This window comes from Amycolatopsis sp. PSD-21, assembly GCF_055561455.1.
Genome location: NZ_CM145712.1, coordinates 3,263,752 through 3,277,349 on the forward strand (window position 1 = coordinate 3,263,752; position 13,598 = coordinate 3,277,349).

17 protein-coding genes are annotated in these 13,598 nt (G+C 71.2%); 4 read left to right on the forward strand and 13 right to left on the reverse strand.

The window, feature by feature from the left end:
* The first annotated feature begins 46 nt into the window (after positions 1-46).
* On the forward strand, positions 47-289 hold the full coding sequence (locus ACZ1DY_RS15820) for a DUF2630 family protein (protein WP_192745337.1): 243 nt from the start codon (positions 47-49) through the stop codon (positions 287-289).
* Positions 290-359: 70 nt separating this feature from the next.
* Here the strand turns inward: ACZ1DY_RS15820 and ACZ1DY_RS15825 are convergent, their stop codons facing one another.
* From ACZ1DY_RS15825 to ACZ1DY_RS15870, 10 genes are all read right to left on the reverse strand, one after another.
* Entirely contained in the window at positions 360-1,916 is a 1,557-nt protein-coding gene (locus tag ACZ1DY_RS15825; protein ID WP_257487805.1) for an alpha/beta hydrolase, read from the reverse strand.
* Positions 1,917-2,079: 163 nt separating this feature from the next.
* Positions 2,080-3,159 carry an ATP-dependent DNA ligase gene (locus ACZ1DY_RS15830; protein WP_465484796.1) on the reverse strand — a complete coding sequence of 360 codons (1,080 nt, stop codon included), beginning with the start codon at positions 3,157-3,159 and terminating at the stop codon, positions 2,080-2,082.
* A 28-nt stretch (positions 3,160-3,187) separates the two neighbouring features.
* Positions 3,188-3,775: an Asp23/Gls24 family envelope stress response protein gene (locus ACZ1DY_RS15835; protein ID WP_465484797.1), complete on the reverse strand. Its 588-nt coding sequence runs from the start codon at positions 3,773-3,775 to the stop codon at positions 3,188-3,190.
* Positions 3,772-4,308: a DUF6286 domain-containing protein gene (locus tag ACZ1DY_RS15840; RefSeq protein WP_465412249.1), complete on the reverse strand. Its 537-nt coding sequence runs from the start codon at positions 4,306-4,308 to the stop codon at positions 3,772-3,774. Before ACZ1DY_RS15840 ends, ACZ1DY_RS15835 begins: the two co-directional genes overlap by 4 nt.
* Positions 4,309-4,321: 13 nt before the next feature.
* Positions 4,322-4,678, reverse strand: a complete 357-nt coding sequence (locus ACZ1DY_RS15845) for an Asp23/Gls24 family envelope stress response protein (RefSeq protein WP_192745332.1) — start codon at positions 4,676-4,678, stop codon at positions 4,322-4,324.
* Positions 4,675-4,851, reverse strand: a complete 177-nt coding sequence (locus ACZ1DY_RS15850; protein ID WP_005157087.1) for a hypothetical protein — start codon at positions 4,849-4,851, stop codon at positions 4,675-4,677. Before ACZ1DY_RS15850 ends, ACZ1DY_RS15845 begins: the two co-directional genes overlap by 4 nt.
* Entirely contained in the window at positions 4,851-5,300 is a 450-nt protein-coding gene (locus ACZ1DY_RS15855) for an Asp23/Gls24 family envelope stress response protein (protein ID WP_126731619.1), read from the reverse strand. Before ACZ1DY_RS15855 ends, ACZ1DY_RS15850 begins: the two co-directional genes overlap by 1 nt.
* 133 nt (positions 5,301-5,433) lie before the next feature.
* The gene (locus tag ACZ1DY_RS15860) at positions 5,434-5,859 is read right to left on the reverse strand and encodes a hypothetical protein (RefSeq protein ID WP_126731621.1); all 426 of its coding nucleotides are present in this window, start codon (positions 5,857-5,859) and stop codon (positions 5,434-5,436) included.
* Entirely contained in the window at positions 5,859-6,416 is a 558-nt protein-coding gene (locus tag ACZ1DY_RS15865; RefSeq protein WP_257487801.1) for an RNA polymerase sigma factor, read from the reverse strand. Before ACZ1DY_RS15865 ends, ACZ1DY_RS15860 begins: the two co-directional genes overlap by 1 nt.
* The gene (locus ACZ1DY_RS15870) at positions 6,413-7,159 is read right to left on the reverse strand and encodes a pyrimidine reductase family protein (RefSeq protein WP_465484798.1); all 747 of its coding nucleotides are present in this window, start codon (positions 7,157-7,159) and stop codon (positions 6,413-6,415) included. Before ACZ1DY_RS15870 ends, ACZ1DY_RS15865 begins: the two co-directional genes overlap by 4 nt.
* Before the next feature lie 98 nt (positions 7,160-7,257).
* Here ACZ1DY_RS15870 and zapE point away from each other — a divergent pair, with 98 nt between their 5' ends.
* On the forward strand, positions 7,258-8,292 hold the full coding sequence (gene zapE, locus ACZ1DY_RS15875; RefSeq protein ID WP_126731625.1) for a cell division protein ZapE: 1,035 nt from the start codon (positions 7,258-7,260) through the stop codon (positions 8,290-8,292).
* On the opposite strand, the gene ACZ1DY_RS15880 is transcribed toward zapE, so the two are convergent.
* Positions 8,246-8,854, reverse strand: coding sequence for a phosphatase PAP2 family protein (locus ACZ1DY_RS15880; protein WP_465484799.1), 609 nt, complete (start codon positions 8,852-8,854; stop codon positions 8,246-8,248). The genes zapE and ACZ1DY_RS15880 overlap by 47 nt on opposite strands.
* 70 nt (positions 8,855-8,924) lie before the next feature.
* Between ACZ1DY_RS15880 and ACZ1DY_RS15885 the strand changes: the two genes are divergently transcribed.
* The gene (locus ACZ1DY_RS15885; RefSeq protein ID WP_257487799.1) at positions 8,925-9,800 is read left to right on the forward strand and encodes an FAD-dependent oxidoreductase; all 876 of its coding nucleotides are present in this window, start codon (positions 8,925-8,927) and stop codon (positions 9,798-9,800) included.
* Between the two features lie 187 nt (positions 9,801-9,987).
* On the opposite strand, the gene ACZ1DY_RS15890 is transcribed toward ACZ1DY_RS15885, so the two are convergent.
* Together ACZ1DY_RS15890 and rocD are read right to left on the reverse strand one after the other, a co-directional pair.
* The gene (locus tag ACZ1DY_RS15890; RefSeq protein ID WP_465484800.1) at positions 9,988-11,349 is read right to left on the reverse strand and encodes a DUF2252 domain-containing protein; all 1,362 of its coding nucleotides are present in this window, start codon (positions 11,347-11,349) and stop codon (positions 9,988-9,990) included.
* A 31-nt stretch (positions 11,350-11,380) separates the two neighbouring features.
* Positions 11,381-12,583 carry an ornithine--oxo-acid transaminase gene (gene rocD, locus ACZ1DY_RS15895; RefSeq protein WP_465484801.1) on the reverse strand — a complete coding sequence of 401 codons (1,203 nt, stop codon included), beginning with the start codon at positions 12,581-12,583 and terminating at the stop codon, positions 11,381-11,383.
* 156 nt (positions 12,584-12,739) lie between these two features.
* Here rocD and ACZ1DY_RS15900 point away from each other — a divergent pair, with 156 nt between their 5' ends.
* A complete protein-coding gene (locus ACZ1DY_RS15900; protein ID WP_465484802.1) occupies positions 12,740-13,594 on the forward strand; it encodes a PPK2 family polyphosphate kinase in 855 nt (284 codons plus the stop codon).
* Positions 13,595-13,598: the final 4 nt, after the last annotated feature.

Consider the following 13,598-nt stretch of genomic DNA (forward strand, 5'->3'; position numbering starts at 1 on the left):
GCGTAGCGTCTCGGATGGAGCAACCCACGTTTCGCAGGAGGCGCAGATGGCCGACGGGGACATCCTCAGCCGGATCGACGAGCTGGTCAGCGAGGAGCACGAGCTCCGTTCGCGGGCGATCGGCACCGGGCTGAGCTCGGACGACCGGTCCCGGCTCGCGAGTGTGGAACAGCAGCTGGACCAGTGCTGGGACCTGCTGCGGCAGCGGCGGGCGCGGGTGGAGTTCGACGACGACCCGGACCAGGCCACGGCACGGCCGATCTCCGAGGTGGAGTCTTACCGGCAGTAGCGGGTACTGGGTCTCGTGAGTGGTAAGGACGGTTCTAACCGTCCTTACCACTCACGAGACCCGACGCGGCTCAGGCCGGGCAGAGGGTCCCGTCGACGGGCACCTTCCCGTCGATCAGGAAGGCCCGCGTCGCGTCCGTGACACACGGCGAGAGGCTCAGCGCGCCGTGCCCGGCACCCTGCCAGGTGATCGTGACCGCGCTCGGCATCTGGTCGGCCGCCCGTCCGGTGCCCTGCTCCGGCGTGACCGGGTCGGTCGCGGTGCCCGCGACCAGCATCGGCGGGGCGCCCGGCGCTCCCGCGGGCGGAAGCGGTTCCCGCCGCACTGGCCACGGGCTGCACCAGGCCAGCTGCTGCGCGGCGAAGACACCGAACTGCGGGTACTTGTCGCGCAGGGTCGTGGTCGCGCGCGTGAGTTCCTCGGCCGAGAGCCGGGTCGCGCTGTCGTTGCATTTGGTCGCGAGCGTGCCGTCCAGCCGCGACGGCCGTGCCTTGGTGTCCTTCAGCACCGGCTCGGCGAACGCGGCCAGCGGCGTGATGTCGCCGTTCTGCGCGGTCTTGAGCGCCTCGGCGAGTTCCACCCAGCGTGAGCGCTGCGCGAGCCCGGAGTAGATGGCGTACAGCGCGATCCCCGGGGTGATCTCCTCGCCGTCGGTGGTCGTCGCGGACGCCGACCGGAGCCGGTCCGCGACGGCGGTCACGGCCGAGCGGGCGTCGCCGATCGGGCAACCCCTCGCGATGCAGTCGGCGCCGAACGCGTCGAGGGTCGCCTGCGCGCTCGCGGCGACGGCTTCCTGCGTGGCGGCCGCGTCGGGGGCGGGGTCGGGCAGCCCGTCGAGCATCACCCGGCCGACCTGGGCCGGGAACCGCACGGCGTATTCGGCGAGGACCTTCGAGCCGTCGCCGCGGCCCAGCGCGTGCAGCTTGTCCAGCCCCAGTTGCTCCCGGAGTTCTTCGAGGTCGCCCGCCGCCCGCCAGCTGTCCATCGCGACCTGCGCGTCGTCCAGTTCGATGGCGCACTGCTGCCCGGCCCGGCGCGCCGCGTCGACGACACCTTCGAGGTCGGCGGCGGCCGGATCGGCGCCGAGCAGGTCGGTGCGGATCTCCGCCGGGATGCACTGCACCGGCATGGACGTCCCCGTCCCGCGCCGGTCGACGCCGATCAGCGAGAACTTCCGCAGGAATTCGGGCGGCAGCGTCGCGGCCAGCCGCGCGGCGTACAGCGACCCCGGCTCCCCGTCGACGTCGTTGACGACGACGAGCGGGATCGGCCCGCCCTCGGTCTTGACCACCGAAAGCCGCGAGAGCCCGCGACCGGGCAGGTCCGGCGCGTCGAGCGTCGTGGGCACCCTGGCGCAGGAGAACTTCAGCGTGTCCGGCACGGACGGCTGCCCCAGCCGCTGGCGGGTCGCTTCGTCGCAGTCTTCCCATTTGATCGACGGCGACCGCGGTTCGGCGAGCGGTGGCAGCGGGACCTGCTGCGCCGTCGTCTGGCCGCCCGGATCCGGTTTGCCGTCGTTGTCGATCACCGCCGGCCTCACCGACGGCCCGGCCGTGCAGCCCGCGAGCACGGCCGTCACCACGGTGGTCGTCAGGAACAGCCGTGGCGTGCGGCGGGCGGTGCTCACGGGCTGGTCCTCACTTCCAAGGCATGACAAAGCTCGGAACAGAGCTTCGCAGGTCGGATGTCAGGCCGCAGTTAGGAGGTGCGGTCTGGCACGCTGATCGAGTTGGTAACGGCACGCACGCGTCTTTTCGCCGGAGCTCCGATAGCGTGCGCTCAGGACACGGTCAGCGGGTGCGTTTCACCTCGCCGCGGAACACCGCGTCCAGGTCGTAGCGGGCGACCTCCTCGAGCTGGGCGTAGGTGCAGGAGGACGGCTCGCGATCGGGACGCCAGCGTTTGAACTGCGCGGTGTGCCGGAACCGCGACGGATACCCGGCCTCCGTGTGCTCGTAGCCGACCTCGACCACCTTCTCCAGCTTCAGCGGCACCCACGGGGCTTCCTTGGACTTCCATCGGGTGATTCCGCCGGGGATCCGCTGGTTCTCCCGCACGTTGTCACCCAGCCAGGGGTGATCGGCGCCGTCGGTGATCAGCGGCGCCAGCTCCTCGGCCAGCTCACGCCGCCGGGTGACCGGGAACGACCCGACGACGCCGGGGTGGTGCAGCACGCCGTCCTCGTCGTAGAGCCCGAGCAGGAACGAGCCGACCATCTCGCCCGGTTCGCCGTCGACGTGCCAGCGCAGCCCGGCGAGCACGCAGTCGGCGGTGCGGGAGTGCTTGTACTTCAGCAGCACCCGTTTGCCGGGCGTGTACGGCTCGTCGAGCGGTTTGCCGATGACACCGTCGAGCCCCGCGCCCTCGAACAGTTCGAACCAGCGCCGCGCGATCGCCGGATCCGCGGTGGCCGGGGTCAGGTGGACGCCGTCGGAGGCCAGTTCCTCCAGCCGTTCCCGCCGCTTCGACGTCGGTTCGTCCAGAAAGGACTCGTCGTCCAGCGCCAGCAGATCGAAGGCGACGAACTCCGCCGGCGTCTGTTCCGCCAGCAGCTTGACGCGGCTTTCGGCGGGGTGGACCCGGTCGGTGAGCGCGTCGAAGTCCAGCTTCCCGCCCCGGGCGACCACCAGTTCGCCGTCGAGCACGATCCGCTCGGGCAACGCCGCCTTCAGCCGCTCGACGACCTCGGGGAAGTACCGGTTGAGCGGCTTCTCCGACCGCGACTGCAAGGTCAGCTCGTCGCCGTCGCGGAACACCAGGCAGCGGTACCCGTCCCATTTCGGCTCGAACAGCAGCCCGCCGGAATCGGGGATCGCCTTCGCCGGTTTGGCGAGCATCGGTTTGATCGGCGGCGTCAAGGGAAGCGACATGACGGCCATTCTCGCCGCACGGGCGCGGTCAGCGCACCCGTTGCGGTGCGGTCGTGTCGAGCTCGATCCGGACGGCGGTCGGCAGGACGTCCACCCCGAGCGACTCCCGCGCGCGGGCCAGCACGGTGTGGTCGAGCTGCTCCCAGACCCGTTTCAGGTCGGTGCCCTCGACGAGCCACAGCGTGATCCGCAGCGCGGGGTTCTCCTTGTCGCCGACCGCGCGGACCCGGGCGCGCCCGACCCCGTCGACCGTCTCCGCGTCGGCGCGGACGGCCTCGGAGATGGCCGAGGAGGTCACCACGAGGTCGTCGCCGAGATCGAGGTCCGGACGGCCTTCCGGGCGCAGCGACCGGAAGAACCACCACAGTCCCAGCCACAGCAGGAGGACGCCGAGCACGATGGCGCCGATCCGGGAGGCGAGCGCGTGCCGCGACAGCCAGTCGAGGGCGATCGGGTCCACGAGCGGCCGGTCGGCCCGGTGCGTGCCGAGCCAGCCCGCGCCGACCACGACCACCGCCGCCCCGCCGAGCAGCGCGGGGAGTCCGATGAGGACGGTCAGGGTCCGTTCCGTGCCGGTGGACCGGCCGAGTGCCTTGGCGGAGACCGAACGGGTCATCGGCGGTCCTTCGGGGAGTCGACGACGACCGACACCTTCGGCCGCCGCACCAACGGGACGTCGTCGAGCAGGCCGGAGACCGTCTCCAGCAGCCGCGGCCGCAGCTCGCCTTCGGTTTCCAGCCTGCTCGTCGCGCGGACACGGATCTTCTTCGCGGTGGCCGTGACCTTCGCGCCCGCGACGTTGTCCTGCGCGCGCACGGTCACCCCGACGAGCCTCGCCAGTGAACGCGGCGACGTGGTCACGCTGACCTCGTTCGCCGGATCGGTCAGCCGGATGGCGCGCCGCCCGGCCGAGGCCGCCGCGATGATCAGCAGCAGTCCCACGACCGCGACGGCGATCGCGAGATACCGGACCGTGGAAGCGTTCCACGACTCCTCCGCGAGCCTGTCGCGCCAGTCGTCCCACGGCAGGAACAGCGGGCCCCGGCCGGGCCGCCACCAGCCCCAGCCGACCTCCAGCGCCAGCAGGACCCCGGCGGCGGCCAGTGCCAGCCCGATCAGGGCCGACAGCAGGCGGACGATCAAACGCATGCGCGTGCTCCTTCTAGCGGACTCGGGGCGCGATGTCGGGCAGGAGCGCGGAGACCTTCACCGAGATGTCCCGGACCTGGTACGACGTGATCCGTTCGACCTCCTCGGTGACCCTGGCGCGCAGGTCGCCGACGATCCGCCGCACCGGCGCCGGATAGTGCAGCGCCACGTCGAGCACGAGGTCGACGTCGTTGCCCTCGCCGCCGACCTTCGCGCTCGTGCCGTGTGTCCCGAGCCCGAGCCCGGCGATCCGCCGCTCGGCGCGCGTGGTCCCGTCGACCTGGTCCGCCGCGTGCTGCGCGATCTTGCGGACCACGGACGGCGAGATGGTGAGGGTGCCGCGATCCTCAGGTTCGGGCGGGACGGTCATTTGTCGCGGCCCCGGCCGAACAGGTCGCCGAGGTCGAGTTCGCCGTCGAGCACGCGGCCGAGGACGAGGCCGATGACGCCGACGGCCAGCGTCACCAGGAACGCGGTGAAGCCCTGGGTCGCGGCGAGGCCGAGGATGAGGCCGGCGAGCAGGCCGGTCTGGGTCCCGTTCATCACTCGACCCGCGAGGACTCGGTCTCGCCGCCGTTCTCGTCGGGCAGGTGGATGTCGTTGACCGCGATGTTGACCTCGATCACCTCGAGGCCGGTGATCTGCTCGACCTGGCCGATCACGTTGCGGCGCACCGCGCGGGCGACGTCGACGATGCGGGCGCCGTACTCGACGACCACGTCGAGGTCGATGGCGGCCTGCTTCTCGCCGACCTCGACCGAGACGCCGGACGTGGTGACCGTGCCGGAACCGGGGATGCGCTCGCGGATCGCGCCGAAGGCCCGGGACACCCCGCCGCCCAGCGCGTGGATCCCGGTCACCTCGCGGGTGGCGAGACCGGCCACCTTCTGCACCACCACCGACGAGATCGTGGTCTTGCCGGCGGCTCCTTCCTCGTTGAGGGACGACCCCGTCACCGGGGTGTCGGGCTTGCTCGCGCTCGGCTGCGCCATGAAGTTCGCTCCTTCTCGCACCGGTGCCGCGCGACCTGCGCGCGCGGCGGTCCCTACGCTCTCACCGACCAGGACACGCGCGCATGCCGAGCCGTCACGCGATGTCCCCCGGATGGGGTAATCAGTTCCGGGATCAGTCCGGATGGACGTCGACGACGTGGACGTTGATCGCGGGCGGGGCGGAGCCGAGCTGCCCGGTCAGGGCCGCGCTGACCCGGTGGCGCAACAGGTCCGCGACGGCCGCTTCGACGCCGAACCGGATCGTCACCAGCACCTGGAGCACGTCCTCTTCGAGCGCGACGGCGGCGACGTGCACTCCGCCGAGCTCGCGGCCGATCTCGGCGGCGAGGCTTCTCGTCATCAGCACCAGCGCCCGTTCCGACACCTGGGTCTTGCCGCCGGAGGAGGGCAGGTCGAGCGGTGCGGTGGTATGCCTGCCGCGGGCGCCGCCGACCGAGCGGAGCACCCGCTCGACCAGTCCCGGCGGCGTCGGCACCGGACGGCTCGCGGCGGCGCGCACCTGCTGCCACCGGGGGTCGTCGCGCGGATCCTCGCTCATCACCGTTCCCCGGGTCGGAAGTTGTCGCCGAGTTTCGCCAGCAGCGCCACCCTCGCGCGGTGCAGGCGGGCACGCAGAGCGGGCACGCTGACTTCGAGCACCTCGGCCACCTCGTCGTAGGTCAACCCTTCGAATTCTCGCAGAATCAGCGGGATCCGCTGGCCGACGTCCAGTTCGGCGATCGCGCGCAGCACCCTGCCGACCTGCTCGGCGCTCTCCACGTGACCCTCCGGACCAGGCACGACACCCGCGTCGCCCTCGTCGAGGGGCACGGTCGGTTTCCGGCGCCGGACCACGCCGAGCGCGCCGTTCGTCGTCACCCGGTAGAGCCAGGTCGACACCGCCGCTTCGAACCGGAAGGCGGGCAGCGCGCGCCACGCGGAGAGCCAGGCCTCCTGGACGACGTCCTCGGCCTCGGACGAGCTGCCGGTGATCCGCAGGGCGACCCGGTACATCCGGGCCGTATGCCGCCGGACCAGGGTGTCGAAGGCACCGTGGTCCCCGGCGGCGGCCCTGGCCACCAGTTCCTCGTCCGGAACCGGGGCCGCCTCGCTCACCCGCCCTCCCGGCGGCGGTAGCGCAGCATGGTGAAGCCGTCTTCGACGAGCACGGAGGCGAGGTCCATCCGACGCGGTTCCGGGGCCGGGTGGCCGCGGGCGATCCGGCTTTCGCCCGCTCCCGCCAGCAGCGGGGCGACGGTGAGGCACAGCTGGTCGACGAGGTCGGCGGCGATCAGGTCGGCGAAGAGCGCCGGCCCGCCTTCGCAGTCGACCCGGCGCAGCCCGCGTTCGCCCAGCAGCGCGAGCGCCCGGTGGAGGTCGACGTCGTCGGCCCCCGCGACGACCACTTCGGCGCCCGCGCGCTCCAACTCGGCGCGCGGCGCCTTCCCGGTGGTGATGACGATCGGCGGGACCTTGGTGTCGGTGAACAACGGGCCCTCGGGATCGAGTTCACCGGATCGGGTCACCACCGCGATCGGCGGGACCTCGGAAAGGCCGAGCGCGGCCCGGCGGGCGGCGCGTTCGGGAGAGACGCGCGCGCCGCGGTAGCCCTCGGCGCGCGCCGTGCCCGCGCCGACCAGGATCACGTCGGCGAGCAGCCGTCCCATCAGGAAGATCCGCTTGTCGGCGGGGTGGGAAAGCCCCTCGGACAGCTCGTCGACCGCCGCCGCGCCGTCGGCGGAGCTGACGAAGTTGACCTGGACCCAGGGACGGTTCACGTTTTCGGGGTACCCGTAGAGCCGTTCGAGGTCGGCGTCGGAGACGGGCTCCGCCGGTGTCGTTGGCCACAAAAGCTGCACACCGCCATCCCAGCACGCGCCCGACGACACCGCTGAGCGGGGGATACGCCCGGTCAGGGAGGGTGAACCCGCCACGCCGGTGCCGTTACGCTCGGCGAATGCCCGCCCGCCTGATCGATCGCCGTCCGGAGCTGTCCGCCGACGAGCTGATCACCGCGCTCGTCCCGCCGCCGAGGTTCGACGCGGTCCGGTTCTCCACGTACGTGCCCAACCCGGACGAGCCGAGCCAGGCCGAGGCCGTCGTCACCTGTGGCGCCTTCGCGAAGCGCGTGGCGGAGGCGTCGAACCGCAAGCCGAAGTCGAAGCTGCGCGCGTTCTTCGGCGGCGGGGAGGACGCGCCGTCCGGGCCGATGGGGCTCTATCTCGACGGCGGTTTCGGCGTCGGCAAGACACACCTGCTCGCCTCGACGTGGCACGAGACGCCGTCGCCCAAGGCGTACGGGACGTTCGTGGAGCTGACCCACCTCGTCGGCGCGCTGGGGTTCGCCGAGGCGGTGCGGCGGCTGTCGGAGCACCGGTTCCTGGCGATCGACGAGTTCGAGCTCGACGACCCGGGCGACACCATGCTCGTCACGCGGCTGCTGCAGGAGCTCATCTCGGCGGGGGTGTTCGTGGCGGCGACGTCCAACACACTGCCGGACAAACTCGGCGAGGGCCGGTTCGCCGCCGCGGACTTCCTGCGCGAGATCCAGTCGCTGTCCGCCCGGTTCGGCGTCTGCCGCGTCGACGGCCCGGACTACCGCCACCGCGGCCTGCCGGACGCCCCGCCGCCCGCGAGCCCCGAGGCGCTGGAAGCCTCCGCCGCCGCGCATCCCGAGTCCACTGTGGACGATTTCGACGCGTTGTGCGAACACCTGGCGGGCCTGCATCCTTCGCGCTACGGCAGGCTTCTCGACGGCGTGACGCGGGTGCACCTGCGCGACATCCACCCGGTGCCGGACCAGAACGTCGGACTGCGGCTGGTCGCCTTCGCCGACCGGCTCTACGACCGCGCGATCCCGCTGGTGGTCTCGGGTGAGCCGGTGCCGGAGCTGTTCACCGAGGAGATGGTGAACGGCGGCTACCGCAAGAAGTACCTGCGCGCCGTCAGCCGTCTGACGGCACTGGCGCGCGACGCCGTGCAGCCCAGCTGAGCAGTACCCACGTCGCGCACACGGTAGCGACGGCGAAGAGCGCGCCGCCCACGACGTCCGTCAGGTAGTGGTAGCCGAGGCCGAGCATGCCGATCGTGACCCCGCAGAGCACCACGGCGCCCACCGTCGCGATGACCGCCGTCGCGACGCCGGGGCGGGCGAGCAGGACGAGCACCGTCAGTACCGCTACCAGCGCGACGGTGTGCCCGCTCGGGTAGGCGAGATAGGTGTACTTCCAGCGGTCGAAGAGCGGTTTGAGCACCCAGGTGTTCGCGAGGATCGCGATGAGCGGGCCGGCGATCGTCAGCACCGCTTCGAGCCTGCGCCGACCGATCAGGCAGAGGACGGCGGCGAGGACCGCGACCGGGATCAGGACGTAGGCCTCGGTCGGCAGCACCAGGAGCCGCAGGAGAGCGGTGTCGGGGCCGAACGACCGCTCCACCCACCTGACGGCGAGCTCGTCGGGGACGGACGGGCCTTCGCCGGAGACCAGCAAGCCGAGAACCACCATGATCACGGCGCAGGTCACCGCGACCGCCCCGTACGGCCCTCTTCCGCTCATCCGGCGAGATTACGTGACAGGTGATCAGTCACCATGCAGGGACGGCTCGCGAGGACGAAGGGGGCTTTCGATGCGGATCAGTGTGGTCGGCGGCGGCGTGATCGGGCTCAGCTGCGCGCACCGGCTGGCCGTGGCCGGGCACGACGTCACGGTGGTCACCGGCGCCCGGCCGGGGGAGACGACGTCGGCGGTCGCCGGTGGTGTGCTCTTCCCGCCGCTGGCGGCGAACTCCGACCGGGTCGACCGCTGGACCGCGACGAGCGTCGAGGAGTACCGCGCCCTGGGCGCGCCGGGGGTCCGCATGGTCCGGGGGACGTACCTCGTCCCGCGCGAGGCGCCGCTGCCTTCGTGGGCGTTGTCGATGCCCGACCTGGACCACGAACCGGGACGGCTCACCTTCACGACCGCACTGGTCGACACCCCGGTGTACCTCGCCTGGCTCGCCGGACAGGTCGCCGCACTGGGCGTGCGCACCGAGTACCGCACCGTCTCGCGGCTGGACGACCTCGACGCGGACCTCGTCGTGAACGCCGCCGGGCTCGGTGGCGGGCGGCTCGCGGGGGACGGCACCGTGGTGCCCGTCGGCGGCCAGGTCGTCCATCTCGCCGACCCGGGGCTGACCGAATGGATCGTCGACGGGGCCACGCCGGTGCTGCGGCACGTGATCCCGCACGGACGGCACGTCGTCTGCGGCGGCACGCAGGAGCCGGGGCGCGACTCCGTCGAACCGGATCCCGGGGTGACCGCCGACATCGTGCGGCGGTGCCGGGAACTCGTGCCCGCGCTGGCCGACGCGCCCGTGCTGGGCGCGAAGGTGGGGCTGCGGCCGTTCCGGCCCGAGGTGCGGCTGGACCGGGAGGGCCGGGTCGTGCACTGCTACGGGCACGGGGGCGCGGGGATCACGGTGGCGTGGGGCTGCGCGGATGACGTCCTGGCCCTGGTGTGAGGCCCCGCATTTAGTCCTCTAAATACGGGGCTGAAGTACATGAAGGGGTCCTTCACGGCGCTGGGCGCAAGGAAGGGGTCCTTCATGTACTCGGGAAGGTGTGAAGGTCGAGTTTCTCCGGCTGAGCCGAGGGAAGGGGGCCTTCACGGACTCACGTGCCTGCCCCCACCCCTCCGCATTCAGAGGACTAAATGCGGCCGAAGGTCTCGAAGTCCGCTTCGGTCTGATCCGCGTATCGGATCGCGTAGGCCCCGATGGCCTCGTCGAGGTCTTCGTCGTCCTCGAAGTAGCCGGCCAGCAGCCGCGGATGCAGTGACCGCGCGTGCGCCCGCGCGAGCAACGCGCCGGCGAGCCGGCCGTAGTCGTCGAGGTGGTCCTTCTTCAGCTCCGCCGGGTCGATGTCGCCCTTGAGGTTCCGGAACTGCCGCACGATGTACGGCAGGCCGTCGATGGTCGTCCAGCCGAGCAGGATGTCCGTCTCGGCCTGCACGAGCCGCGCGCCTTCGACGATCCGCCGTCCCTCGTGCTCCGGCGCGGGCAGGCCGAGGAACGGCGCGAGCGCCGACGGGACGGCCTGTTTTACTTGCAGGACAAGGTCTTCGCCGGAGTTCCCGTGCAACAGCGCCACGTAGCTGCGCAGCCCGACACTGCCGGTGCCGACCACCCGGAAGGCCACATCGGACACCCGGTACCGCGAGACGAGCGTCCGCCGCGACTCGCGCAGCGTGTCCACATAGGACACCAGTCCGCTCACGATGGCTTCGGCGGTCGCGTCGTCGACGTGCGTGAGCACCGGCGGGTCTTCGACGAAGCGATGCCGTTCGAGGCCGGTCTCGTGGTCGTCGATCCGCCGGGTCCATTTCGCGGTGACCTTGGCGCTGGTGTTCTTCCGCGCCTTCTCGGCCGCTTCCTCGAAGTCGTCGACCAGGTCGTGCGCCTTGACCTTGCTCAGCACCGACGCGTCCGGCAGCGCGTTCCACGACCGCAGGAACGGCAGCTCCGCCAGCCCGCGGATGGTGCGCCGGTACGACTTCACCGCGTCTTCGGCGGCTTCACGGCAGCCCGACTCGCCGATGCCGCCTTCGCGTCCGGCGAGCACGAGACTCGCGGCGAGCCGTTTGAGGTCCCATTCCCACGGGCCCGGCACGGATTCGTCGAAGTCGTTGATGTCCATGACGATCTGGCCTTCGGGCGTGCCGTACAGCCCGAAGTTCGCGGCATGCGCGTCCCCGCACAGCTGCGCCGTCAGCCCGGACGACGGCGACCCAGCCAGGTCGGCGGCCATCAGCCCGGCGGCCCCGCGGTAGAAGGTGAACGGCGACGCGAGCATGCGCTCGCGCCGCAGTTCCACCAGTTCCGGCAGGCGGCCTTCGTTGGTGCGTGCGAAGAACTCCGCCACGCTGGGCCGCTTCTCACCCGCCGCCGCGTGGTCGTGCGCGGAGGAGGGCGCCTCGTCCCGCAGTGCCTTACCCCTCGCGAACCAGTCCTCCGGCGACACCGACTCGGTGCCGACCAGCGGCCGCTCCACCCACTCCCGCTCGTCTCCCATGGACAGGCAACGTACAGCCCGCCCGAAAGGTTCACCGGGTCTTGACGACCTCCGTGATCGCGTCGATACCGCGGTCGAGTTCTTCGCGGCCGATCACCAGCGGCGGCGCGATCCGCAGCGTGTGGTCGTGCGTCTCCTTGCACAGGACGCCGCGTTCGGCCAGCGCGGTGGACGCCTCGCGGCCCGTCGGCCCGCCGGGCGCGATGTCGATGCCCGCCCAGAGCCCGCGCCCGCGGACCTCGGCCAGTCCGTTGCCGACCAGTTCGCCGAGTCGCGAGTGCAGATGGGCGCCCAGCTCCCGCGAACGCTCCTGGAACTCGCCGGTCTTCAGCAGCCCGACCACGGCCCGCCCGATCGCGCACGCGACCGGGTTCCCGCCGAAGGTGGAACCGTGTTCGCCCGGCCGCAGCACGCCGAGCACGTCCTTGCCACCGACCACGGCCGACACCGGCATGATCCCGCCGCCCAGCGCCTTGCCCAGGGTGTAGACGTCGGCGCGGACGCCTTCGTGGTCGAGCGCGAGGACGGTGCCGGTGCGGGCGAGACCGGACTGGATCTCGTCGGCGATCAGCAGGACGTCGTGCTCGTCGCACAGCCGACGGGCCTCGGCGAAGTAGCCGGCGGGCGGCACGATCACGCCCGCCTCACCCTGCACCGGCTCCAGCAGGATCGCGGCGGTGCGCTCGGTGATGGCGTCGCGCAGCGCCTCGGCGTCGCCGTACTTGACCGTGACGAAACCCGGGGTGAAGGGGCCGAAGTCGGCGCGCGCGGTCTCGTCGGTGGAGAAGGACACGATGGTCGTCGTGCGGCCGTGGAAGTTGGAGCCGGCGACGATGATCTCCGCGGTCCCGTCGGGGACGCCCTTGACCCGGTACGCCCACTTCCTGGCGATCTTCACCGCCGACTCGACGGCTTCGGCGCCGGAGTTCATCGGCAGCGTCATCTCGGTGCCGGTCAGCTCGGCGAGCTCCTTGCAGAACAGCCCGAGCTGGTCGTGGTGGAAGGCGCGCGAGGTCAGCGTCACCCGGCCGAACTGCTCGACCGCGGCGGCGATGAGCCCGGGGTGGCGGTGCCCGAAGTTCAGCGCGGAGTAGCCGGAAAGGAAGTCGAGGTAGGTCTTGCCCTCGACGTCGGTGACCGAGGCTCCTTCGGCGGTGGCGATCACCACCGGGAGCGGGTGGTAGTTGTGCGTGCTCCACTGCTCGTCGAGCGCGATGAAGTCGGCGGTCGTCATGCGTTCAGGTTAGATGCCCATCCGGCTGCTTTCATCCGGGAAACGTTGCTTTGAGCCGTTGTTCATTGCGTATCGACTCCTTCGGGTGGCGAAATCGTGCATCGGCGTCCTCTATCACCGGAGGCGCGGTGCGCGGAGCGCGGTTATCGTCGCCGGATGGCGAAAAAGGACACCGTCTCCGTCCGGGACACGCTGAGGATCGGCAAGAGCGGCGAGCGGCACGAGCCGGGCTCGTTCCCGGTCGGACCGCACAAGAAGCCCAAGGTGCTCAAGGACCTGGCCGACGCCGGAGGCAGGCTCGCCGAGCTGCAGGAGGCCTTGTACGCGGAGGGCGTCGGTGGTGGGAGCCGCAGTGTCCTGCTGGTCCTGCAGGGGATGGACACCTCTGGAAAGGGCGGCACCGTCGGCCATGTGCTCGGCCTGGTCAACCCGATGGGGGTGCGGTACGCCGGGTTCAAGAAGCCGACCGCGACGGAGCGGCGTCACCACTACCTCTGGCGGATCCGCAAACAGCTCCCGTCGCCGGGGCAGATCGGCGTCTTCGACCGCTCCCACTACGAGGACATCCTGGTCCCGCGCGTGCAGAAGCTGGTGCCCGCGACGGAATGGCGTAAGCGCTACGCCGAGATCAACGCGTTCGAGAAGGAGCTGACCGACGCCGGCACGACGATCGTGAAGGTCTTCCTCGACATCTCGCCGGAAGAGCAGCTGAAGCGCCTCAAGGCCAGGCTGGAGAATCCGGCCAAGTGGTGGAAGTACAACCCCGCGGACCTCGACGCGCGTGCCCAGTGGAACGACTACCAGAAGGCCTACGCCGACATCTTCGCCAAGACCTCCACGGCGGCCGCGCCCTGGTACGCCGTCCCGGCCGACCGCAAGTGGTACCGCAACTGGCTGGTCGCGCGGCTCCTGATCGAGACGATCGAGGAGATGGACCCGAAGTTCCCGCCCGCCGACTTCGATCCCGAGACGGAACTGAAGAAGCTCGAAGGCGTTGGCGTCTCCGCTTGATCGT

Bases quoted from the DNA above. Each gene is read 5' to 3' on its own strand.
- ACZ1DY_RS15845 (WP_192745332.1), bottom strand. From the start codon at position 4,678: ATGACCGTCCCGCCCGAACCTGAGGATCGCGGCACCCTCACCATCTCG.
- ACZ1DY_RS15850 (WP_005157087.1), bottom strand. From the start codon at position 4,851: ATGAACGGGACCCAGACCGGCCTGCTCGCCGGCCTCATCCTCGGCCTC.
- ACZ1DY_RS15880 (WP_465484799.1), bottom strand. From the start codon at position 8,854: ATGAGCGGAAGAGGGCCGTACGGGGCGGTCGCGGTGACCTGCGCCGTG.
- ACZ1DY_RS15860 (WP_126731621.1), bottom strand. From the start codon at position 5,859: ATGAGCGAGGATCCGCGCGACGACCCCCGGTGGCAGCAGGTGCGCGCC.
- ACZ1DY_RS15900 (WP_465484802.1), top strand. From the start codon at position 12,740: ATGGCGAAAAAGGACACCGTCTCCGTCCGGGACACGCTGAGGATCGGC.
- ACZ1DY_RS15820 (WP_192745337.1), top strand. From the start codon at position 47: ATGGCCGACGGGGACATCCTCAGCCGGATCGACGAGCTGGTCAGCGAG.
- rocD (WP_465484801.1), bottom strand. From the start codon at position 12,583: ATGACGACCGCCGACTTCATCGCGCTCGACGAGCAGTGGAGCACGCAC.
- ACZ1DY_RS15855 (WP_126731619.1), bottom strand. From the start codon at position 5,300: ATGGCGCAGCCGAGCGCGAGCAAGCCCGACACCCCGGTGACGGGGTCG.
- ACZ1DY_RS15830 (WP_465484796.1), bottom strand. From the start codon at position 3,159: ATGTCGCTTCCCTTGACGCCGCCGATCAAACCGATGCTCGCCAAACCG.
- ACZ1DY_RS15840 (WP_465412249.1), bottom strand. From the start codon at position 4,308: ATGCGTTTGATCGTCCGCCTGCTGTCGGCCCTGATCGGGCTGGCACTG.
- ACZ1DY_RS15890 (WP_465484800.1), bottom strand. From the start codon at position 11,349: ATGGGAGACGAGCGGGAGTGGGTGGAGCGGCCGCTGGTCGGCACCGAG.
- ACZ1DY_RS15835 (WP_465484797.1), bottom strand. From the start codon at position 3,775: ATGACCCGTTCGGTCTCCGCCAAGGCACTCGGCCGGTCCACCGGCACG.
- ACZ1DY_RS15885 (WP_257487799.1), top strand. From the start codon at position 8,925: ATGCGGATCAGTGTGGTCGGCGGCGGCGTGATCGGGCTCAGCTGCGCG.
- zapE (WP_126731625.1), top strand. From the start codon at position 7,258: ATGCCCGCCCGCCTGATCGATCGCCGTCCGGAGCTGTCCGCCGACGAG.